Source organism: Kitasatospora phosalacinea, assembly GCF_000717185.1.
GTDB lineage: Bacteria > Actinomycetota > Actinomycetes > Streptomycetales > Streptomycetaceae > Kitasatospora > Kitasatospora phosalacinea_A.
In genome coordinates, this window is the sequence record NZ_JNYE01000030.1 from 1 (window position 1) to 19,477 (window position 19,477).

The 19,477-nt window shown below is 74.5% G+C and carries 18 protein-coding genes; 12 read left to right on the forward strand and 6 right to left on the reverse strand.

Annotated elements, in window-relative coordinates:
* Window positions 1–493: 493 nt before the first annotated feature.
* The 3 genes from OO57_RS15355 (at window position 494) to OO57_RS15365 (ending at window position 2,110) form a co-directional block, all read left to right on the forward strand.
* Window positions 494–1,282, forward strand: coding sequence for a hypothetical protein (locus tag OO57_RS15355; RefSeq protein ID WP_033253018.1), 789 nt, complete (start codon window positions 494–496; stop codon window positions 1,280–1,282).
* Window positions 1,279–1,671, forward strand: coding sequence for a hypothetical protein (locus OO57_RS15360; RefSeq protein WP_033253019.1), 393 nt, complete (start codon window positions 1,279–1,281; stop codon window positions 1,669–1,671). Before OO57_RS15355 ends, OO57_RS15360 begins: the two co-directional genes overlap by 4 nt.
* A 124-nt stretch (window positions 1,672–1,795) precedes the next feature.
* Window positions 1,796–2,110 carry a hypothetical protein gene (locus OO57_RS15365; protein WP_033253020.1) on the forward strand — a complete coding sequence of 105 codons (315 nt, stop codon included), beginning with the start codon at window positions 1,796–1,798 and terminating at the stop codon, window positions 2,108–2,110.
* A gap of 7 nt (window positions 2,111–2,117) precedes the next feature.
* On the opposite strand, the gene OO57_RS15370 is transcribed toward OO57_RS15365, so the two are convergent.
* Together OO57_RS15370 and OO57_RS15375 are read right to left on the reverse strand one after the other, a co-directional pair.
* Entirely contained in the window at window positions 2,118–2,885 is a 768-nt protein-coding gene (locus tag OO57_RS15370) for an ABC transporter permease (RefSeq protein ID WP_033253021.1), read from the reverse strand.
* Between the two features lies 1 nt (window position 2,886).
* Complete coding sequence (locus OO57_RS15375) at window positions 2,887–3,864, reverse strand: ABC transporter ATP-binding protein (RefSeq protein ID WP_033253022.1); 978 nt, start codon at window positions 3,862–3,864, stop codon at window positions 2,887–2,889.
* 96 nt (window positions 3,865–3,960) lie between these two features.
* Between OO57_RS15375 and OO57_RS15380 the strand changes: the two genes are divergently transcribed.
* Complete coding sequence (locus OO57_RS15380; RefSeq protein WP_033253023.1) at window positions 3,961–4,752, forward strand: alpha/beta fold hydrolase; 792 nt, start codon at window positions 3,961–3,963, stop codon at window positions 4,750–4,752.
* Between the two features lie 114 nt (window positions 4,753–4,866).
* Here the strand turns inward: OO57_RS15380 and OO57_RS15385 are convergent, their stop codons facing one another.
* From OO57_RS15385 to mce, 3 genes are all read right to left on the reverse strand, one after another.
* Window positions 4,867–5,796: a cellulose-binding protein gene (locus tag OO57_RS15385; protein ID WP_033253024.1), complete on the reverse strand. Its 930-nt coding sequence runs from the start codon at window positions 5,794–5,796 to the stop codon at window positions 4,867–4,869.
* 108 nt (window positions 5,797–5,904) lie between these two features.
* A complete protein-coding gene (locus OO57_RS15390) occupies window positions 5,905–10,308 on the reverse strand; it encodes a hypothetical protein (protein WP_033253025.1) in 4,404 nt (1,467 codons plus the stop codon).
* Window positions 10,309–10,647: 339 nt separating this feature from the next.
* Window positions 10,648–11,082: a methylmalonyl-CoA epimerase gene (gene mce, locus OO57_RS15395; protein WP_033253026.1), complete on the reverse strand. Its 435-nt coding sequence runs from the start codon at window positions 11,080–11,082 to the stop codon at window positions 10,648–10,650.
* Window positions 11,083–11,323: 241 nt separating this feature from the next.
* Here mce and OO57_RS15400 point away from each other — a divergent pair, with 241 nt between their 5' ends.
* Both OO57_RS15400 and meaB read left to right on the forward strand, forming a co-directional pair.
* Window positions 11,324–12,514 (forward strand): acetyl-CoA C-acetyltransferase, encoded by a 1,191-nt coding sequence (locus tag OO57_RS15400; protein WP_033253027.1) that lies wholly within the window; start codon window positions 11,324–11,326, stop codon window positions 12,512–12,514.
* 82 nt (window positions 12,515–12,596) lie between these two features.
* A complete protein-coding gene (gene meaB / locus OO57_RS15405) occupies window positions 12,597–13,550 on the forward strand; it encodes a methylmalonyl Co-A mutase-associated GTPase MeaB (protein WP_033253028.1) in 954 nt (317 codons plus the stop codon).
* Window positions 13,551–13,742: 192 nt separating this feature from the next.
* Here the strand turns inward: meaB and OO57_RS15410 are convergent, their stop codons facing one another.
* Window positions 13,743–14,261 (reverse strand): MarR family winged helix-turn-helix transcriptional regulator, encoded by a 519-nt coding sequence (locus tag OO57_RS15410; protein WP_033253029.1) that lies wholly within the window; start codon window positions 14,259–14,261, stop codon window positions 13,743–13,745.
* 135 nt (window positions 14,262–14,396) lie between these two features.
* Between OO57_RS15410 and OO57_RS15415 the strand changes: the two genes are divergently transcribed.
* The 6 genes from OO57_RS15415 to OO57_RS15440 all read left to right on the forward strand — a co-directional run bounded on the left by OO57_RS15415 (window position 14,397) and on the right by OO57_RS15440 (window position 19,420).
* Window positions 14,397–15,377, forward strand: a complete 981-nt coding sequence (locus OO57_RS15415) for an MBL fold metallo-hydrolase (protein ID WP_033253030.1) — start codon at window positions 14,397–14,399, stop codon at window positions 15,375–15,377.
* A gap of 46 nt (window positions 15,378–15,423) precedes the next feature.
* Window positions 15,424–16,851 carry a sensor histidine kinase gene (locus tag OO57_RS43835; protein ID WP_051777669.1) on the forward strand — a complete coding sequence of 476 codons (1,428 nt, stop codon included), beginning with the start codon at window positions 15,424–15,426 and terminating at the stop codon, window positions 16,849–16,851.
* Window positions 16,848–17,267 (forward strand): roadblock/LC7 domain-containing protein, encoded by a 420-nt coding sequence (locus OO57_RS15425; protein ID WP_033253031.1) that lies wholly within the window; start codon window positions 16,848–16,850, stop codon window positions 17,265–17,267. The genes OO57_RS43835 and OO57_RS15425 overlap by 4 nt, the downstream gene beginning before the upstream one ends.
* Window positions 17,264–17,617: a DUF742 domain-containing protein gene (locus tag OO57_RS15430; protein WP_033253032.1), complete on the forward strand. Its 354-nt coding sequence runs from the start codon at window positions 17,264–17,266 to the stop codon at window positions 17,615–17,617. Before OO57_RS15425 ends, OO57_RS15430 begins: the two co-directional genes overlap by 4 nt.
* Window positions 17,618–17,687: 70 nt before the next feature.
* Window positions 17,688–18,236, forward strand: coding sequence for a GTP-binding protein (locus OO57_RS15435; protein ID WP_033253060.1), 549 nt, complete (start codon window positions 17,688–17,690; stop codon window positions 18,234–18,236).
* Window positions 18,233–19,420 (forward strand): cytochrome P450, encoded by a 1,188-nt coding sequence (locus OO57_RS15440; RefSeq protein ID WP_033253033.1) that lies wholly within the window; start codon window positions 18,233–18,235, stop codon window positions 19,418–19,420. Before OO57_RS15435 ends, OO57_RS15440 begins: the two co-directional genes overlap by 4 nt.
* The last annotated feature ends 57 nt before the right edge of the window (window positions 19,421–19,477 follow it).

The window sequence follows — 19,477 nt, forward strand, 5'->3', positions numbered from 1 at the left end:
GGACAGGTCCTCACCTGGACCCCCGAGGGCCGGGTGGACACCATCACCCAGGGCAGCGCCGTCACCAAGTACGTCTACGACGCGGACGGCAACCTGCTCATCCGCCGCGACATCGGCTCGGGCCGGACCACGCTGTTCACCGGTGACACCGAGGTCGTGGTCAACACCTCCGTCGCCCCGAACACCCTGCTCGGCGCGGTGCGCACCTACCAGGCCGGCGGCAAGGCGATGGCCATGGTCTCCAACCTGCCCGGCGGCGGGGTGGACTACCTGATCGCCGACCCGCACGACACCGCCACCCTGGCCGTCGACACCACCAGCCAGGCGGTGAGCCGCAAGCAGTACAAGCCCTACGGGCAGACCCGCGGCACCAGCACCAACTGGCCCGACTCCACCAGGCAACCCGACCACCCACAGCGACCCGACCGGCCTGAGCCGCGCCCCGGTCGAGCCGGGCGAACCCCCGGCGGGGCCGCCGCCGCCGTGCGGCGGGATGTGCAGCTCGGCGTACGACACGGGCGACGACAGCGGGGACGACGACAACTGCCTGTGCTACGACGGCTACGACGACGCGAAGGACCGGGGCTGGGGAGACCTGGAGGACGGTGCCAAGCGGGTCTACCCCCACCATCGCTACAAGACCGGCTACCAGGCGCCCCCGGACAACGGCATCATCATGGTGCGGTTCTTCATCCGGGGCGAGAAGGCGGTTTTCGGCAACCTGTACGGCGACAACCGGGACTGGTCCGACGACCCGAACGCCGCCTACCGGATGGACCTCTTCTGGGACACCGCGACCGGAGAGGTGTCGTTCACCGTCTCGCCGACCCACACGACGCCGACCCTGGGGGATCCGGGCTGCCCGGGCTGTGGGGACGCGCCGCGCCCGGGCCAGCCGTCAAGGATGATCCCGGCGAGGGACATCGTGGAGGGGCCCATGAACTCGAGCATCAACATGAACGCCCAGAACAACATCAATGCCAACTGGGTGGGACCCGGCGGGCTCAACGTGGACGTCCACGGCCTCAACAGCCTGCTGCCGGTCTTCGCGGTCGACACCCACATCAAGGTGGACGTCAGGGACAGCGGGTCCATCGAGGTGGGACGCTCCGGGGACGCCTACCCGAGCATGGAGGTGGTCCAGTACCGCAGGGGCCAGGCGCCGCGTACCGTCGCGACGGACCGCGAGCGTGACATGGGCATCCTCGAATCGGGGTTGAACGCCGCACCAGTATTCCCCAACCGCGAGAGCCACTGGACCGACGGATGGCAGGACAAGTGACCAGCACGACTCCCGGAACGCGTCCTGGAACCGGACGCTGGTTCCTGCGGTCCGCGATCCGCTACGTCCTGTTGTTCGCCGTTCTGTGGGTCAGTGGTGGCAGTCTGGCCAGCCTGCTGACCACCGGGGAGGTGCACTACGCGTCCACCCGGGACGAGCTGGGCCTGGTCCTTCTCGGGGCACTGATCTTCTGCCTGGTGGGGGCCCCGTCCTTGGTCGTCATCCCGCTGGTCGGGAGGCTCCGCAAGCGTGAGTCCTTCCGGCCGGTGGCGACCGCCGCGCTCCTCCTGCCGATCCTGCTCGTACTGGCAGGGGGAGGCGGATCGGGCGTCCTGGTCCTGGTGGTGATCCAGGTCGCCTTCGGCGCCTGGCTGATGCCGCGGGAGTGAGCCCGTAGAAGGTCACGCAGCAGCGGTGGCACCGGCCCTCGATCGGGGGTCGGTGCCACCGTCGTCCGTCCGGCCCGGCGGCCCGTACCCTGGGAGGACAGCGCGCCGATGGAGAGGGAGCCCCGTGTCACCGCGTCGCAACCGGATCGACAAGCCCGAGGACCGCGGCAGCGGCGCACCGATGGGGAGTTCGCTGCGGCGGACCGAGGAGTACCGGGGCGAGGAGTGGGTGGTGCAGACCGTGGCCGGGACGGCCGGGCGGTACTACCGGTGCCCGGGCTGCGACCAGGAGATCCCGCCCGGCGTCGGCCACCTGGTGGCCTGGCCCGGCTACGGAAGCGGCGTGGACGACCGGCGGCACTGGCACCGGGCCTGCTGGGGAGCGCGGGAGCGCCGCGGCTCCAACATCCAGCGGGGCCGCGGCGCTCCGAAGTACTGACGGCGCCTCAGGCGTCGCGCTTCTTCAGGACCAGGTAGCCGCCGAGCAGTGCCGCGACCGTCCAGGCCGCGCAGATCAGCAGGCCGGCCCACGGGCCGTACGGCAGGTCGTCGGTCGGGAAGACCTGGGTGATGGCCGAGCCCGCCTGGTCCGGGAAGTACCGGACGACGTTCTTCACCACCGGGACGATCGACAGGATCGGCGAGACCAGCAGGATGAACGGCACCAGGATCGCCAGCGCCAGGATCTGGTGCCGCACCATCACCGTGACGCCCGCCGAGAGCAGGCAGAGCAGGGTCAGGTAGAGCGCGGTGCCGAACACCGCGCGCAGCACGTTCTCCGAGCCCAGCGTGGTCGACAGCCCGCCGCCGAGCGCGGCCTGGCCGATGAAGAAGGCGACGAACACCGTCACCAGCGAGGCGGCCAGGGCCAGCGCGCCCAGCACGGCGGTCTTCGCCGCCAGCAGGGTGCCGCGCTGCGGGACGGCGGCCAGCGAGACCCGGATCATGCCGCTGCTGTACTCGTTGCCGACGGCCAGCACGCCGAACACCACGATGGCGAGCCGGCCGAAGCCGACGCCGATGAACGAGACGGCGGTGGCGTCGAACGGCCTGCCGTCCTCGGTGAAGTCCGAGACGTTGTTCCGGGCGACCAGGCTGATCGCCAGGCCGAGGGCGACGGTGATCAGGAAGACCGACACCAGCGACCAGACGGTGGAGCGGACGCTGCGGATCTTCGTCCACTCGGACTGCGCGACGGCGGGGAACGCGGCCATCTCAGCTCTCCTTTCCGGACTTGCGCCCGTCCCAGTCGGCGCCCCAGGCGGGCGGCGGCTGCTCGGGGGCCGCCCCGGCCCCCATGTGGTACTCCACCGAGGACGCCGTCATCTGCATGAACGCCTCCTCCAGCGAGGCCTGCTGCGGGCTCAGCTCGTGCAGGGTGACGCCGTGCGCGGCGGCCAGGTCGCCGAGGACGACCGGGTCGCCGTCGACCACCTCCCAGGAGCCGTCCGGGCCGGCCTCGGCGGTCAGGCCCGCGCCGTGCAGGGCGTGCAGGAGCTGCTCCTGGTGCGGGGTGCGCAGCCGGACGGACGAGCGGGAGTTGCGCTTGATGAACTCGGCCATCGGCAGGTCGGCGAGCAGCCGGCCGCGGCCGATCACCACCAGGTGGTCGGCGGTCAGCGCCATCTCGCTCATCAGGTGGGAGGAGACGAAGACGGTGCGGCCCTCGGCGGCCAGGCGCTTCATCAGGTTGCGGATCCACAGGATGCCCTCGGGGTCGAGGCCGTTCACCGGCTCGTCGAACATCAGGGTCTGCGGGTCGGCCAGCAGGGCGGAGGCGATGCCCAGGCGCTGGCCCATGCCGAGCGAGAAGCCGCGGGCGCGCTTCCTGGCGACCGCGGTCAGGCCCACCAGGTCGAGCACCTCGTCGACCCGGGCGCGCGGCACCCGGTTGGACTGCGCCAGCCACAGCAGGTGGTCGTACGCGGTGCGGCCGGGGTGCACGGCCTTGGCCTCCAGCAGTGCGCCGATCCGGCGCAGCGGGTCCTGGATCCCGGAGTAGTGCCGGCCGCCGATGGTGACCTCGCCGCTGGTGGGGCGGTCCAGGTCGAGGATCATCCGCATGGTGGTGGACTTGCCCGCGCCGTTCGGGCCGAGGAAGCCGGTGACCACGCCCTCCGGGATCCGGAAGCTCAGATCGTCGACGGCCAACTTGTCGCCGTAACGCTTCGTCAGGTGGTGCAACTCGATCATCTGCCGCTCCTTGGTCTGCGGCCAGGTTATGGCAAAAAGCGGATGAATCGGACAACCTGCGTCCGGGGCGTGCCCGCCGGGCCCTACGGTGGAACCATGACCTCGTCCAGCGCGCCGACCGTCCGCGAGAACGGCACCGGCACCCCGCTCGTCCTGCTGCACGCCTTCCCGCTCCCCGCGCGGATGTGGGAGGTCCAACTGGAGCGGGTCCCCGGCCCGGCCGGGGACGACGCCCGGGTGATCGCACCGGACCAGCGCGGCTTCGGCACCGCCCCGCTCGGCGACCTGCCCCCCTCGCTGGACACCGCCGCCGACGACCTCGCCGACCTGCTGGACTCCCTCGGCGTCGAACGCGCCGTCCTGGCCGGACTGTCGATGGGCGGCTACGTCGCGATGGCCTTCGCCCGCCGCCACCCCGGACGGCTGGCCGGACTCGTCCTCGCCGACACCAAGGCCACCACCGACACCGACGCCGCCCGCGCCAACCGGGAACGCATCGCCGCCGCCGTCCTGGAGCGCGGCAGCGTCGACCTGCTGCTGGAGGAGCGGATGGCGGAGAACCTGCTCGCCCCCGGCGCCGAACCCGAACTCACCGACGCCGTACGGCAGATGATCGCCGAAGCCAGCCCGGCGGCGGTCGCCTGGGCGCAGCGCGCGATGGCCGCCCGCCCCGACTCGCTGGACGAACTGGCCGCCCTGGAGGTGCCCGCCGCGGTCATCGTCGGTGAGCTCGACACCGTCACCCCGCTCAGCGAGGCCCGGATGATGGCCGAGGCGCTCTCCGACGCCGAACTGACCGTCATCCCGGCCGTCGGCCACCTCTCCTCGCTGGAGGCCCCCGAGACCTTCAACGCCGCCGTCCGGGCCCTGCTCAAGCGCGTCAAGTAGTCGCGCCGGGCGGGCCGGGGACGCCGAAGGGGCCCGGAGCGAGAGCTCCGGGCCCCTTCGGGCACTTCCAGGACTTCAGCGGTGTCCCGAACAGGGCCGACGCGCGGCCGGGCGTCAGCGCGACTGCTGCGCCGGCACGCCCAGCGAGTCGTCGGTCGGCAGCGAGGCCGCCGCGACCGCCGCACCGGTCAGCGTGGCCAGCATCTCGCGGACGTTGGTCAGCTGCGCGTTGATCGAGTCGCGGCGGTTGGTGAGCGCCGCCAGCTCGCGCTCCGACTCGCTGCGGACCCGGTCGGCCTTGGCGTTGGCGTCGGCCACGATGTCCTCGGCCTGGCGCTGCGCCGTCTCGATGGTCTGGCGGGAACGGCGCTCCGCGTCGGTGCGCAGCTTCTCCGCCTCCAGGCGGAGCTGCTCCGCCCGGTGCTCGATCTCGGCCAGGCGCTTCTCGGCCTTGGCCTGGCGGGCCGCCAGGTCGCGCTCGGACTGCTCCCGGCGCTTGGCCAGGTTGGTCTCGAACTCCAGGGCGGCCTGGGCGGCCTTGGTGCGGGTCTCCTCGAAGAGGGCGTCCGCCTCCTCGCGCTTGTTCTGCGCGTCCTTGTTGGCCTCGGCGCGCAGCTGGGCCGCGTCCGACTTGGCCTTGTCGACGATCCGCAGGCCCTCGTCCTCGGCCTTGGCCTTGCGGTCCTTGGCGTAGTTCTCGGCCTCGGTGCGGACCTGCTGCGCGGCGGCCTCGGCCAGCTCGCGGTGCTGCTCGGCGGCGCGGTGCGCCTCGTCGCGCAGGTCCTTCGCCTCCTCCTCGGCGAGGCGGAGGATCTTCTCGACGCGGGCGCCGAGACCGGCGTAGGAGGGCTCCGACTCGGTGACCGCGGCCTGGGCCGTCTGGGTCTCCAGGTGGAGCTCCTCGATGCGCTTCTCCAGCGCGCTGATCCGGGAGAGGGCGCTGTCCCGGTCGGCCACCAGCTTGGCGATCCGCTCGTCGACCTGGGCGCGCTCGTACCCACGGCGTACCAGGTCGAAGCCGTGCGGGGAGTGACTGTCGCTCATGGGATTTCTGGGCTTCCTGTCGTCAAACCGCTGAGATGGTTGAGGGAATCCTGACACGGTACCGGAGTGTCAACGGCGAAACACCGTTGGTTCGCGGACAATGTCCGCTCAATCGGGTGGCGCGCCCCCGGAGCGATTGCCTCCCGACCGCGGAGAGCCCACCCCGGCACCTGCCTTGGGCCCTCCGTCCTTCTTGCTTCCCCCGTTGCCGTGGGCCGACGGAGCGGGTGCCTCGAAGGCCTCCAGCGCCGACAGCACGTCCTGGACCCGAGAGATCTCGGTGTTGATGTCCTTGCGCCGACGGACCAGTTCGTCCAACTCCCGCTGGCCCTCGTCGGTCACGCGCTTGGCCTCCGAGCGGGCCTCGGCGAGCAGCCGCTCCGCCTCCTCGGCGGCCAGCCGCAGCTGCTCCTCGGCGTCCGAACCGGCCCGCCGGACGCGCTTCTCGGCCTCGTCGTCGGCGCGCTTGAGCCGGGACGCGGCCTCGTCGGCGGCGGCCTCCAACTGCTCCTCGGACTCCATCTCGGCGGCCTTGAGCTTCGCCTCCGCCTTGATGATCAGCGCCTCGGCGCGGGTGGTGGAGTCCGCGAGCTTGTTCTCGGCCTCCTTGAGCAGCGTCTCGGCCTTGCGCACCGCGGAGATCCGCACCCGGCCCGCCTCCGCGGACGCCTCCGACGTCAGCTCGGACGCCCGCGACTCGGCCGCCGCGATCAGCTCCGCCGCCCGCTCCTCGGCCTCCGCGACCTGCGCCTGCGCCTGCTCCTCGGCCTCGGTCAGCTGCTCCTGGGCCGCCGTCACCAGCGCGTCCACCCGCTCGCCGGCGGACTTCATCGCCTGCGCGTTCTCCTTGCGGGCCCGCTCGTGCAGCGCCTCGATCTCGGCGTCGGTGCGCTCGCGCAGCTCCTCGGCCCGCTCGCGGATCGCCGTGGAGTCCCGCCGGGCCTCCGAGAGCAGCGCGTCCGCGTCCGAACGGGCCCGCTCCACCTCGGCCTTGCCCTGCGCCTCGGCCTCGGCCCGCAGCCGCTCCGCCTCCTGGCGGGCCGCCGACACCATCGCGTCGGACTGCTCCTCGGCCGCCGCGGCCACCGCCAGCGCCTCCGCCTGCGCCTGCTCGCCGAGCTGCTCGGCGTCCGCGAACGCCTTCTCCAGCACCGACTTCGCCTGCTCGCGGGTCGCCCGGTCGTACGACTCGGCGGCCTCCCGGGTCTCCCGGTCGAAGGACTCGGCCCGGGCGCGGACGTCCGCGTCGAACTCCTCCGCCAGCGTCCGGGTCGCCAGCGCGTACTCCTCGGCGTCCGAACGCAGTGCGTCCGCCCGCTCCTCGGCCTCCGCCAGCGCCGCCGCCGCCAACTCGTCCGCCTCGGCCAGCACCCGCTGCGCCCCGGCCTCCGCCTCGGCCCGCTGCTGCTGCACGAACTCGGCCACGGCGGCCCGCAGTTCGGCGGTCTCCCGGTCGGCGGCGGCCCGCAGCTCGCGGTCGTACGCCTCGGCCCGCTCGCGCAGCTCCGCGGTCTCCCGCTCGGCCGCGGCCCGCAGCTCGGCGATCTGGCCGGTCGCCTTCTCGTGCAGGCCCGCCACCGACTGGCGGACCTCCGCGGCCTCCTGCTCGGCCGCCGCGACCAGCTCGGCGGCCCGCGCCTCGCCGTTCGCCCGCAGCTGCTCGGCGGCGTGCTCGGCCCGCTCGCGCAGCTCCGCGGTCTCCCGGTCGGCGGTGGCCCGCAGCTCGCGGTCGTACGCGTCGGCCTGCTCGCGCAGCTCGGCGCTCTCGCGCTCGGCGGCGGCCCGCAGCTCGGTGGTCTCGCGGTCGGCACGCTCGCGCAGTTCGCGGTCGTACGCCTCGGCGGCCTCGCGCTGTTCGGCGCTCTCGCGCTGGGCGGTGGCCCGCAGCTCGGCGGTCTCCTGCTCGGCGGCGGCCCGCAGTTCGCGGTCGTACGCGTCGGCGGCCTCGCGCTGTTCGGCGCTCTCGCGCTCGGCGGTGGCCCGCAGCTCCGCGGTCTCCTGCTCGGCGGCGGCGCGCAGTTCGCGGTCGTACGCGTCGGCCTGCTCGCGCAGCCGGGCGGCCTCGGCCCGGTCGGCGGCGGCCTCGGCGCCCAGCGCCCCGGCGTCGGTGCGGGCGGCGGCGAGGGCCTGCTCGGCCTCGGCGCGCAGTTCGCGATCGTAGGCCTCGGCGGCCTCGCGGGTCTGCGCGGCGTCGGCGGCCGCGGCCCCGCGGACCTGCTCGGCCTCGCCGTCGGCGGCGGCCCGGATGGCGGCGGCCTCGGCCAGCTGCTCGGCGGCCTGCGCCCGGTCGCGCTCCAGGTCGGCGCGGGCGGCCTCGCGGGCGGCGGCGGCCTCCTCGCGCAGCGCCTGCGCGGCGGCCTCGGCCCGTTCGGCGACCGCGCGGGCGGCCTCGTCGGCCTCGGCGCGCACGGCCCGGCCGGCCTCCTCGGCCTCGGCGCGGTGCTGCTCGGCCCACTGGGCGGTGTCGGCACGCAGTGCCTCGGCGGCGGCGGCCGCCTCGGCGCGGACGGTGTCGGCCGCGGCGGCGGCCTGCTCGCGCAGTTCGGCGCCGTGCCGCTGCGCGGCGGCCCGGGTCTCCTCGGCGGCGGCCTCGGCGGCGGCGAGGAGCTCGGTGCGGGCCTGCTCGGCGGCGCCGGTGATCTTCTCGCCCTCGGCGCGGGCCCGGGCGAGGGTCTGCTCGGCCCGGCCCTGGACGGCGGCGGCCTGCTCGCGGGCCTCGGTGCGCAGCCGCTCGACCTCCTCGCCCGCGCCGGAGCGCAGCGCGTCCGCGTCGGACTTGGCGGTGGTCAGCAGCTCCTCGGCCTGCTTCGCGGACTCCTCGACCTGCACCGCGGCCTGGCGGCGGGCCTCGGCCCGGACCCGCTCGGCCTCGGCCTCGGCGGCGGCGCGCTGCTCCTCGGCCTGCTCGCGGGCCAGGGCGGCCTCGGCCTGCATCCGCTCCAGCTGCTCGCGGATCGAGGCGGCGTCCTCCATGGCGGCGTTCTGCGCCTGCTCGACGGCCTCGCGGGCCTGCTCCAGCAGCGTCCCGGCCTCGGACTTGGCGTGCTCGACCAGCCGCTCGGCCTCGGCGGCGGCCTCGCCGCGGGTCGACTCGGCGTCGGTGCCCGCCCGGGCGAGCACCTCCTCGGCCTGCTTGGCGGCGCGGGCCAGCCGCATCGCCGCGTCCTTGGCGCCCTCGGCGCGGCCGGCCTCCTCGGCCTCGGTGCGGATCCGCTCGGCCTCGGCGGCGGCGGCCTCGCGCAGCGCGGCGGCCTCGGCCTCGGCGGCGGCCCGGCGCTCGGCGATCTCCGCCTCGGCCTCGGCCCGCAGCTCGCCCGCGACCGCCTCGGCGGAGCCGCGCAGGCGCTCGCTCTCCTCGCGGGCGGCGGCCTTGGCGGCGTCCGCCTCGGCCTGCACGGTGGCGGCGGCGGAGCGGATCAGGTCGGCCTCGCGGGTGGCGGCGGCCACCATCTTGGCGATCTCGGCGCGGGCGGTGGCGGAGCGCTGCTCGCTGGCGGCGGCGCCGTCGGCGACCTTGCGCTCGGCCTCGCTGGTGGCCTCGGCCTGCAGGCGCTGGGCGGCCGCGGTGGCCTCCTCGCGCATCCGGGCGGCCTCGGCGCGGGCCCGCTCGGTCTCGGCCAGGGCCTCGGCGCGCAGCCGCTCTATCTCGGCCTGGGCGCCGGCCAGGGCGGCCTCGGCGCGCTCCTGGTCGGCGAGGGCCTGCCGCTTGAGGGCGGTGATCTCGGCCTCGGCGGCGGCGAGCTTCTGCTCGGCGGCGGAGTGCGCGTCGGCGAGCTGCTGCTGGGCGGCGGTGAGGGCGGCGGCGCGGTGCTCCTCGGCCTGGGCGCCGGTCTGCTGGGCCTGCTCGGAGGCGGCGCGCAGCAGGCGTTCGGCGTCGGTCTGGGCGCGCAGCAGGGCGGCCTCGGCCTGGGCCTGGGCCTCGCCGCGGGCGGCGTCGACGTCGGCGGCGGTCTGGGCGCGGGCCTGGTCGGCGAGGGCGGCGGCCTCGGCGCGGACGGCGGCCATCATCCGGTCGGCCTCGGCGCGGGCCTCCTGGAGCAGGCGCTGGGCCTCCTGCTCGGTGCCGGCGCGGGTCTGCTCCGCCCAGTTGACGTTCTCGTTGACGTGGCGCTCGGCGGCGGCCCGGAACTCGGCGAGCTCCTCCTCCAGCCGGCGGCGCCGGGTGTTGAACTCGGCCTCCAGCTGGGCGGTCCGCTCGGCGGCCTCGGCCATCATCCGCTGGGTGGCGGCCTGGGACTCGCGCACGGCGCGCTCGGCGTCGGCGCGCAGCGCCTCGGCCTGCATCTCGGCGTTGCGCAGGAGCTGCTCGGCCTGGCCGGAGACGGAGTCGAAGGCGCGCGGCTGAGCGAGCTGCCGACGGGCTTCGTGCAGCTTGGCCCGGAGCACCTCCACCTGGTAGGCGAGGTCGTCGGCGTGCTCGATGGTCTTGTCCCGCTCCTTGCGGGCCTTCTCCAGCTCGGCCTCGAACTTGGAGAGGTGATCCTCAACCTCGTAGCGGTCGTAGCCCCGCACTCCGCGGTCCCATCCATCTCCTGGTCGCGTCCTCGACCCGGCCGTTCCGCCGCGCGGGTTCGCGGGCGGATCGGTTGGTCCTTGCAATCGCTCCACCGTCCGGGTGGACTCCTGAGCGAAATGTTGCCTCTGGAGAATGGTGACAGATCCGAACGGCGACCGTCCGGCCGTGCCCGCGTCGTGGACTCCCCTGCGGTGCGCGGACCGGTGGTACCAGCGCACCTGGGCATTGTAGTGGGAGCCGCTCCCGGGGGAATGGGGGCGAGGTGCTTTTCGGAAGTTACCGACCGGTTCGTTACCGGTCGGTCCGCTTCCGTGCAGGCTGCGTACCGGAACCGGTCAGTGTTCGGACGGATCCGCACTGGTGACCAGTTCGGTCAGCACGCCGCCGCAGTCCTTGGGGTGCAGGAAGGTGATCCGCGAGCCCATCGAACCGCGCCGCGGCTCGTCGTACAGCACCCGCACGCCCTTGCCCGCGATCGCGGCCGCGTCCCCGTCCACGTCGGCGGTGCCGAAGGCGATGTGGTGCACGCCCTCGCCGTTCTTGGCCAGCCACTTGGCGACCGTCGAGTCCTCCCGGGTCGGCTCCAGCAGCTGCAGGTAGGAGGCGCCGCCGTCCCCGGTGTCGTTGATCTTCAGCATGGCCTCGCGGACGCCCTGCTCCTCGTTGACCTCGCTGTGGAACACCTCGAAGCCGTACGTCGCGCGGTAGAACTCGACGGTCTTGTCCAGGTCGAAGCAGGCGATGCCGATGTGGTCGATGCGGGTCAGCACGGTGTCCTCCGGTGGCGGGACGGGCGACGGATGGCACCCAGTGCAGCGCATCCCGGCGGCCGGGCGCCAGCGGGCCGTCCTGCGAGTCTGCTCACACGGCCCCGGTCCGGCACGGCACGGTGTTCACTGGACAGTGCCAGTAGCGCTGATCACACCGTTGCGGCGGTGACGCAGAGGTGACCGGTCAGTACATTGACGGCATCCCCATACCCTCTGGTCCGACGCGCGAAGGGGCTCGTCCATGACTACTTCTGTGATCGTCGCAGGCGCCCGCACCCCGATGGGACGGCTGCTCGGCTCGCTCAAGGGATTCTCCGGCGCCGAGCTCGGCGGCTTCGCGATCAAGGCGGCGCTGGAGCGGGCCGGCATCACCGGCGACCAGGTCCAGTACGTGATCATGGGCCAGGTGCTGCAGGCCGGCGCGGGCCAGATCCCGGCCCGGCAGGCGGCGGTCAATGCGGGCATCCCGATGAACGTCCCGGCGCTGACCGTCAACAAGGTCTGCCTCTCCGGGCTGGACGCGATCGCGCTGGCCGACCAGCTGATCCGGGCCGGCGAGTTCGACGTCGTGGTGGCCGGCGGCCAGGAGTCCATGACCAACGCCCCGCACCTGCTGCCGAAGTCCCGCGAGGGCTTCAAGTACGGCGCGGTCGGGATGCTCGACTCGATGGCGCACGACGGCCTGACCGACGCCTACGAGAACATCCCGATGGGCGAGTCCACCGAGAAGCACAACACCCGCCTCGGCATCACCCGCGAGGTGCAGGACGCCATCGCCGCCGCCTCCCACCAGCGCGCCGCCAAGGCCCAGGCCGACGGCGTGTTCGAGGCCGAGATCGTGCCGGTCGCGATCCCGCAGCGCAAGGGCGACCCGGTGCTGTTCTCCCAGGACGAGGGCATCCGCGCCGACACCACGGTCGAGGGCCTGGCCCGGCTGCGCCCGGCCTTCGACAAGGACGGCACCATCACCGCCGGGACCTCCTCGCAGATCTCCGACGGCGCCGCCGCCGTCGTGGTGATGAGCAAGGCCAAGGCCGAGGAGCTGGGCCTGAGCTGGATCGCCGAGATCGGCGCGCACGGCAACGTCGCGGGCCCGGACAACTCGCTGCAGTCGCAGCCGTCCAACGCGATCAGGCACGCCCTCGCCAAGGAGGGCCTGGAGGTCGGCGACCTCGACCTGATCGAGATCAACGAGGCGTTCGCCGCCGTCGCCCACCAGTCGACCGAGGACCTCGGCGTCAGCGACGAGATCGTCAACGTCAACGGCGGCGCGATCGCGCTCGGCCACCCGATCGGCATGTCCGGCGCCCGCGTGGTGCTGCACCTGGCGCTGGAACTCCAGCGCCGCGGCGGCGGCGTCGGCGCGGCCGCGCTGTGCGGCGGCGGCGGTCAGGGCGACGCGCTGATCGTCAAGGTGCCCGCGCAGGGCTGACCGAACGTCCCGGGACCCCCGCCGGACCGCCCCGCGCGGTCCGGCGGGGCGTCCGTCTTTCTGCTGCGAGGAGCGATTTCCGATGGCCGATGTGGCGACGCTGGTCGAGCAGGCCCGGCAGGGCCGTCCCCGGGCGGTGGCCAGGCTGATCACGCTGGTGGAGAACGCCGCGCCCGAGCTGCGCGAGGTGATGGCGGCGCTCGCCCCGTACAGCGGGCGGGCCTACACGGTGGGTCTGACCGGCTCGCCCGGGGTGGGCAAGTCGACCTCCACCTCGGCGCTGGTCAGCGCCTACCGCAGGCTCGGCAGGCGGGTCGGGGTGCTGGCGGTCGACCCGTCCTCGCCGTTCTCCGGCGGGGCGCTGCTCGGCGACCGGGTGCGGATGCAGGAGCACGCCACCGACCCGGAGGTGTTCATCCGCTCGATGGCCACCCGCGGCCACCTCGGCGGCCTGGCCTGGGCCGCCCCGCAGGCGCTGCGGGTGCTGGACGGGGCGGGCTGCGACGTGATCCTGGTGGAGACCGTCGGCGTCGGCCAGTCCGAGGTGGAGGTCGCCGCGCAGGCCGACACCGCGGTGGTGCTGCTGGCCCCCGGCATGGGCGACGGCATCCAGGCCGCCAAGGCGGGCATCCTGGAGATCGGCGACGTGTTCGTGGTCAACAAGGCCGACCGGGACGGCGCGGACGCCACCGCCCGCGAGCTCAACCACATGCTCGGCCTGGGGGAGTCACGGCAGGCCGGCGACTGGCGGCCGCCGATCGTCAAGACCGTCGCCGCCCGCGGCGAGGGCGTGGACGAACTCGTCGACGCGCTGGAGAAGCACCGCGGCTGGCTCGCCGAGACCGGCGAGCTCGACGCCAGGCGCCGCCGCCGGGCCGCCCAGGAGGTCGAGGCGATCACCCTGGCCGCGCTGCGCGCCCGGATCGGCGACCTGCGCGGCGACCGGCACCTGGACGCGCTGGCCGGCCAGGTCGCCGCGGGCGAGCTCGACCCGTACGCGGCGGCGGACCGGCTGGTGGCCGAACTGACCTCCTGAGACCGGGGCCGGGGCCCGCCCGCGGGCAGCGCCCCGGTTCCTGGAACGACTGCTTCGACCAGGGGCCGCGGGCCCCGGCCGACTACGAGGCCGCCAGGCGCGAGCTGCTCGACGGCGCCTGCCACCCGCCGCGTTCCCGCGGGGGCGCGTTCCCGCGGGGCGCCTTCCCGCGGAGCCGCCGGGACGGGAGGCCTAGCCCCGGCCGCGGAGTCCGCGCAGGTGCTCGGCGATCGGGGCCAGGGCCGCGTACAGCGCGTCCAGCTGCTCGTCGGTGAGCCGGTCGATGAAGTGCTCGCGGACGCTGCGGACGTGGTCCGGGGCGACCTTGCGCAGCGTCTCCCAGCCGTGCTCGGTGAGGTGCGCGTACAGGCCGCGGCGGTCGCCCGGGCACTCCTGGCGCAGCACCAGCCCGGCCGTCTCCATCCGGGTGATCTGGTGCGAGAGGCGGCTCTTGGACTGCAGGGTGGCGGTGGCCAGGTCGGTCATCCGCATCCGGCGCTCGGGCGACTCGGAGAGCACGACCAGGATCTCGTAGTCGTTGATGGCGAGGTTGTGGCTCTGCAGCTCCCGGCTCAGCTGGTGGTCGAGCAGCTTGCCGACCTCCAGGTGGGCGCGCCAGAAGCGCTGCTCGCGCGCGTCGAGCCACGGGGTGTCCGCCGCTCCCCGCGGGGAGGGGGAGACCTCGGGCGCTTCGGTCTCTGGGGTGTCCATGCGGCCGAGTATAGCCGAAGTTGTTCAATGTTGTACGAATTCACAACTGCCCGCCGGGTGGCCGGATCACGCCGGTCATGTCCAATTCCTGGGCCGGAGTCAAACGGTGACACAGCGTTGGGCATAATCGCGCCCATGACGACGCGGAGCGCGAACTTCCATTCGATAGCCGACGGTATATACGCGTGGCAGCCGCAGCAACGCGGCTGGGGCCTCGCCAACTGCGGCCTGGTCACCGACGGCGGCCGCGCGCTCTGGATCGACACCCCGTACGACCGCACCCTGGCCGGCGAGTTCCTGCGGCGCACCCGGGCCGTCCTCGCCCCCGGCACCGAGGTCGACCGGATCGTCGTCACCCACGCCAACGGCGACCACCTGTGGGGCGCGGGCGTCCTCCCCGACGCCGAGGTGATCACCACCCGCGAGGCGCTGCACCACATCGCCTACGAGCCGACCCCCGAGCAGCAGCAGGCCCTGCTGCAGACCCTCGACAAGGACGGCGACACCGGCGCCTACCTGCACGAGCACTTCGGCTGCTTCAACTGGGCCGACACCCCGCCCGTCGTCCCCGACACCGTCTTCACCGGCGAACTGGAACTGCGCGTCGGCAGCATCCCGGTGCAGGTCAGCAGCCTCCCGTCGGCCCACACCAGCGGCGACCTGACCGTCCACCTGCCCACCCGCTCCACCGTCTTCACCGGCGACGTCGTCTTCGGCTCCACCGCCGAGCACCCCGGCGACCACCCCGTGCACTGGGCCGGACCGCTCGGCAACGTCATCGACGCCGTCGAGCGGCTGCTCGACACCGGCGCCGAGACGGTCGTCCCCGGCCACGGGCCGCTGCTCACCCGCGCCGACCTGCGCGCCCACGCCGGGTACCTGCGCTACGTCCGCGACCGCGCGCACGCCCTGCACGCCGCCGGCCGCACCGCCGCCGAAGCCGCCCGGGCCGTCATCGACGAGGCCCGCTACCCCGAACTCGGCCTCCCCGAGCGCCTGCTGGTCACCATCGGCACCGAGTACCGGCACCTCGACGGCACCGAGCCGCCCGCCATGCTGGAGGTCGTCGGCCGGATGGCCCACCTCGCCCGGCAGCGCGAGGCCCGCACCGCCTGAACCGAGCGCACCAGCCCCCGCCGCGACGACTCCCCCCGAGGACCCCATGGTCGAGATCGTGCTCGCCCTGCTGGCCGGCGCCGCCCTCACCGCCGGACCCCTGCTGTGGTCCGCCCGGCGCGCCGCCGGCACCGCCCGGGCCGCCACCCGGCGCGCCACCGAGGCGGACAACCGCGCCCAGGGCGCCGAGGCCCGCGCCAGGACCGCCGAGACCCGCGCCCGCGAGGGCGAGGAGCACGCCCGCTCCGCCGACGCCCGCGCCCACGCCGCCGAAGCCCGGCACACCCTCGCCGAGGCCCGACTGGCCGCCGCCGTCCGCGAGTTCACCCACCTCGCGCACGAACGCCTCCCCGCCGCCGCCACCGCCCTCACCCACCCCCGCACCCCCGTCCCCGGGCCGCTCGACACCACCGGCGGCAACGAGGAACTGCACCGCGCCCTGGACGCCGTCCTCGGCGCCGCCCTGCGCGCCGCCCTCGCCGAGCGCGAACGCACCGACGCCGCCGCCCGGGCCGCCCTGCGCGGCGCCGCCTCCAAGATCCAGGCGCTGCTGATCCAGGTCCGCTCGCTGCTGGAGGAGATCCAGCTCTCCGTCGACGACCCCCGGCTGCTCGCCCTCGACTTCCGCAACGAACTCACCCTGCGCCGGGTGCAGTCCCTCGCCGTGCTCTCCGGCTCCTGGCCCGGCATGACCCGCGAGGACTCCCCGCTCGCCGAACTCTGCGTCGGCGCGCAGTCCCGGGTCGCCGGGTACGCCCGCATCGAGATCACCAACCACCTGCGCGAACCCCGGCTCGCGGTCGCCGCCCGCGCCGCCGAGCCCGTCGCCATCGCGCTCGCCGAGATCCTCGGCAACGCCACCGCCTACTCCCACCCCGAGACCCGGGTGGTGGTCGCCATCGAGCAGGGCAGCTCCGGCGCCCTCGTGGTGGTCGACGACATGGGCGTCGGCATGGAACCCGACCAGCTCGAACGGGCCGGCGACCTGCTCGACGGCCAGGCCGAGGTGCTGCTCACCGAACTCGGCGACCCGCCGCAGGCCGGCTTCGCGGTGATCGGCCTGCTCTGCCGCCAGTTCGGCTTCGGCTGCCGGGTCGAACCCTCCCCGTACGGGGGCGTGCGGGCCATCCTGCGGCTGCCCGCCGACCTGCTCACCCTCACCGACCCGGCCGCCCCGCTCTCCGCGCTCGCCCCCCGCCCGATCACCCAGGGCGCCCCGGTGTTCGACGCGGGCGACGCCCTGCCCACCCGCAAGCGCCGCACCCCCCGCGTCCCGCAGCAGGACGCACCGTCCCCCCGCACCCAGCGGCAGGACGCACCCTCCCCCCTCCCCGCCCCGGCGGGCACCACCCCCGACCGGGCCCGCAGCGCGTGGTCGGCACTCCAGTCCGGCACCGCAGCCGGACGCAGCGCCGCCGACCAGCCCGCGAGCCCCCAGGGACCCGCCGCACCCGAAGGAGTCGAAACCCCGTGACCGCCCCGCTCCGCCGCCACACCGAGGACCTCTCCTGGGTCCTCACCCCGCTGCTCGACCTGCCCGGCGTGCAGAACGCCGTCATCGCCACCGGCGACGGCCTGGTCACCGGCCACTCCGCCGACCTCGGCCGGGACGGCGCCGACCGGGTCGCCGCGATGACCGCCTCGCTGCACGCCGCCGCCCGCGCCTTCACCACCGCCTTCACCGGCGCCGAGAAGGTCGCCCTCAACCAGACCGTGGTCGAGTCCGACCACGGCTACGCCGTGGTCACCCCCGCGGGCGAGAACTCCTCGCTGGCCGTCTTCGCCGTCCCCGGCGCCGACCTCGGCACCATCGCCTACCAGATGCAGGTCCAGGTCGCCGCGCTGGCCAGGGCCCTGGCCAGCCCCGCCCGGGAAGCGAGCCGCACATGACCACACCCCCGCGCCGCCGCCTCGTCCCCGCCTACCTCGCCACCCACGGCCGCACCGCCGCCGCGGGCACCCGCCCCCTGGACCGGCTCAGCGTGCTGCACGCCGCCGCCGACCTCCCGGCCGGGCTCGGCGGCGAGCACCGCCAGTTATGGGAACTGGTCCGCCCCGGCGCCCTGACCCTCGCCGAGGCCGCCGCCCACCTCCGGCTGCCCGTCAGCGCCACCGTCTTCATCGCCGCCGACCTGGCCGAGCGCGGCGCGCTCTCCGTCCGCGCGCCCATCCCCTCCGCCCAGCCGGTCAACCGGGACCTCGCCGAAAGGCTCCTCAGTGGACTTCGCGCCCTCAAGTAGCAACGCCGCCCTGCTCGGCGACGGACCCGCCGGGGCCCCGGCCTACCTGCCGCCGACCGACCCGATCCTGATGAAGCTCATGGTCACCGGGCCGTTCGGGGTCGGCAAGACCACCTTCGTGCGCACCCTGTCGGAGATCCCGACCCTGCACACCGAGGAGACCATGACCGCGGCCGGCGCCCCCGTCGACGACGTCAGCCGCACCCCCGGCAAGACCGCCACCACCGTCGCCGTCGACTTCGGCCGGCTCACCCTCGCCGACGGCGACTTCGTCCTCTACCTGTTCGGCACCCCCGGCCAGCGCCGCTTCCTCCCGCTCTGGGAGGACCTCGCCCGCGGCGCCCTCGGCGCGCTCGTCCTGGTCGACACCCGCCGCCTCGCCGACGCCTTCGACGCGATGGACCTGATCGAGGAGGCCGGGCTGCCCTACACCGTCGCCGTCAACCGCTTCCCCGACACCCCGCCGATCGCCCTCGACGCCGTCCGCGCCGCCCTCGACCTCGACCCCGCCACCCCGCTGGTCGAACTCGACGCCCGCGTCCGCGAGGGCTGCGTCGACGCCCTGATCGCCCTCACCCAGCACGTCCTGGACCGCCTGCCCCAGGAGAGCGCCCCGTGACCGCCCACACCCCCCGCACCGCCCTGTACGGCGCCCAGTTCGCCGCCGACCCGCACGCCCACTACGCCCGGCTGCGCGACCGCGGACCGCTCGCCCCCGTCGCCCTCGCCCCCGGCGTCGACGCCTGGCTGGTCACCGACTACCACGTCGCCCTGGAGATCCTCCGCGACACCGACACCTGGACCCGCGACCCCCGCCGCTGGCAGGCCACCCAGCCCGCCGACTCCCCGATCCTCCCGCTGTTCGGCTGGCGCCCCACCGCGCTCTTCTCCGACGGCCCCGCCCACGCCCGCTACCGCCAGGTCATCACCGACAGCGTCGGCATCCTCGAACCCCACCTGCTGCAGCGCGACACCACCGCCGTCGCCGAACAGCTCATCGCCGAGTTCGCCGGCACCGGCAAGGCCGACCTGCTCGCCGAGTACGCCTACCGGCTGCCGCTGCTCATCCTCACCTCCTGGTACGGCGTCCCCGACCCGGACATCGACCGGATCAGCACCGCGATGAACCGCGCCTTCGAAACCTCCTCCGGCGCCGCCGCCGCGTACGCCGACCTGGTCGCCGTCATCACCGAACAGGTCGCCGACCGCCGCACCGCACCCCGGCACGACCTGATCTCCGCCTTCCTCGGCCACCCCGCGCAGCTCGCCGACGACGAGGTCGTCCGGCACATCACCCTCACCCTGATGGCCGGGCACGAGCCCACCGCCAACCTGATCGCGGGCGCGCTGCTGCGGATGCTCTCCGACGACCGCTACGCCGGCTCGCTGCACAGCGGCGCGATGACCGCGCACGACGCGGTCAACGAGGTGCTCTGGAACGACCCGCCGCTGTCCAACTTCTCCCCGCACTACCCCCGGCACGAGATCGTCTTCCACGGCACCCCGCTCACCCCCGAGCAGCCCGTCCTGGTCTCCTACGCCTCCGCCAACGCCCAGGCCGCGCTGACCCCCGCCGAGAGCGAGTCCCTCGGCGGCTCCTACGCGCACCTCGCCTGGGGCGCCGGACCGCACCGCTGCCCGGCCCGCCAGCCCGCCGTCCTGATGGCCGTCACCGCCATCGAGTACCTGATCAGCCGCCTCACCGACCTCCGCCTCGCCGTCCCCACCGCGGACGTCCTCTGGCGCCCGGGCCCGATCCACCGGGCCCTGACGGCCCTGCCGGTCGAGTTCACCGCCGTGTGAGAGCGCTGGACGCGCGCCGGGAGGACGCGCGCGCGACCAGGACGCGCCCCTGACTGC

Coding starts and splice junctions, on each gene's coding strand:
- OO57_RS15355 (WP_033253018.1), top strand. CDS start 494: ATGTGCAGCTCGGCGTACGACACGGGCGACGACAGCGGGGACGACGAC.
- OO57_RS15370 (WP_033253021.1), bottom strand. CDS start 2,885: ATGGCCGCGTTCCCCGCCGTCGCGCAGTCCGAGTGGACGAAGATCCGC.
- OO57_RS15375 (WP_033253022.1), bottom strand. CDS start 3,864: ATGATCGAGTTGCACCACCTGACGAAGCGTTACGGCGACAAGTTGGCC.
- OO57_RS15380 (WP_033253023.1), top strand. CDS start 3,961: ATGACCTCGTCCAGCGCGCCGACCGTCCGCGAGAACGGCACCGGCACC.
- OO57_RS15385 (WP_033253024.1), bottom strand. CDS start 5,796: ATGAGCGACAGTCACTCCCCGCACGGCTTCGACCTGGTACGCCGTGGG.
- OO57_RS15400 (WP_033253027.1), top strand. CDS start 11,324: ATGACTACTTCTGTGATCGTCGCAGGCGCCCGCACCCCGATGGGACGG.
- meaB (WP_033253028.1), top strand. CDS start 12,597: ATGGCCGATGTGGCGACGCTGGTCGAGCAGGCCCGGCAGGGCCGTCCC.
- OO57_RS15410 (WP_033253029.1), bottom strand. CDS start 14,261: ATGGACACCCCAGAGACCGAAGCGCCCGAGGTCTCCCCCTCCCCGCGG.
- OO57_RS15415 (WP_033253030.1), top strand. CDS start 14,397: ATGACGACGCGGAGCGCGAACTTCCATTCGATAGCCGACGGTATATAC.
- OO57_RS43835 (WP_051777669.1), top strand. CDS start 15,424: ATGGTCGAGATCGTGCTCGCCCTGCTGGCCGGCGCCGCCCTCACCGCC.
- OO57_RS15430 (WP_033253032.1), top strand. CDS start 17,264: ATGACCACACCCCCGCGCCGCCGCCTCGTCCCCGCCTACCTCGCCACC.
- OO57_RS15435 (WP_033253060.1), top strand. CDS start 17,688: ATGAAGCTCATGGTCACCGGGCCGTTCGGGGTCGGCAAGACCACCTTC.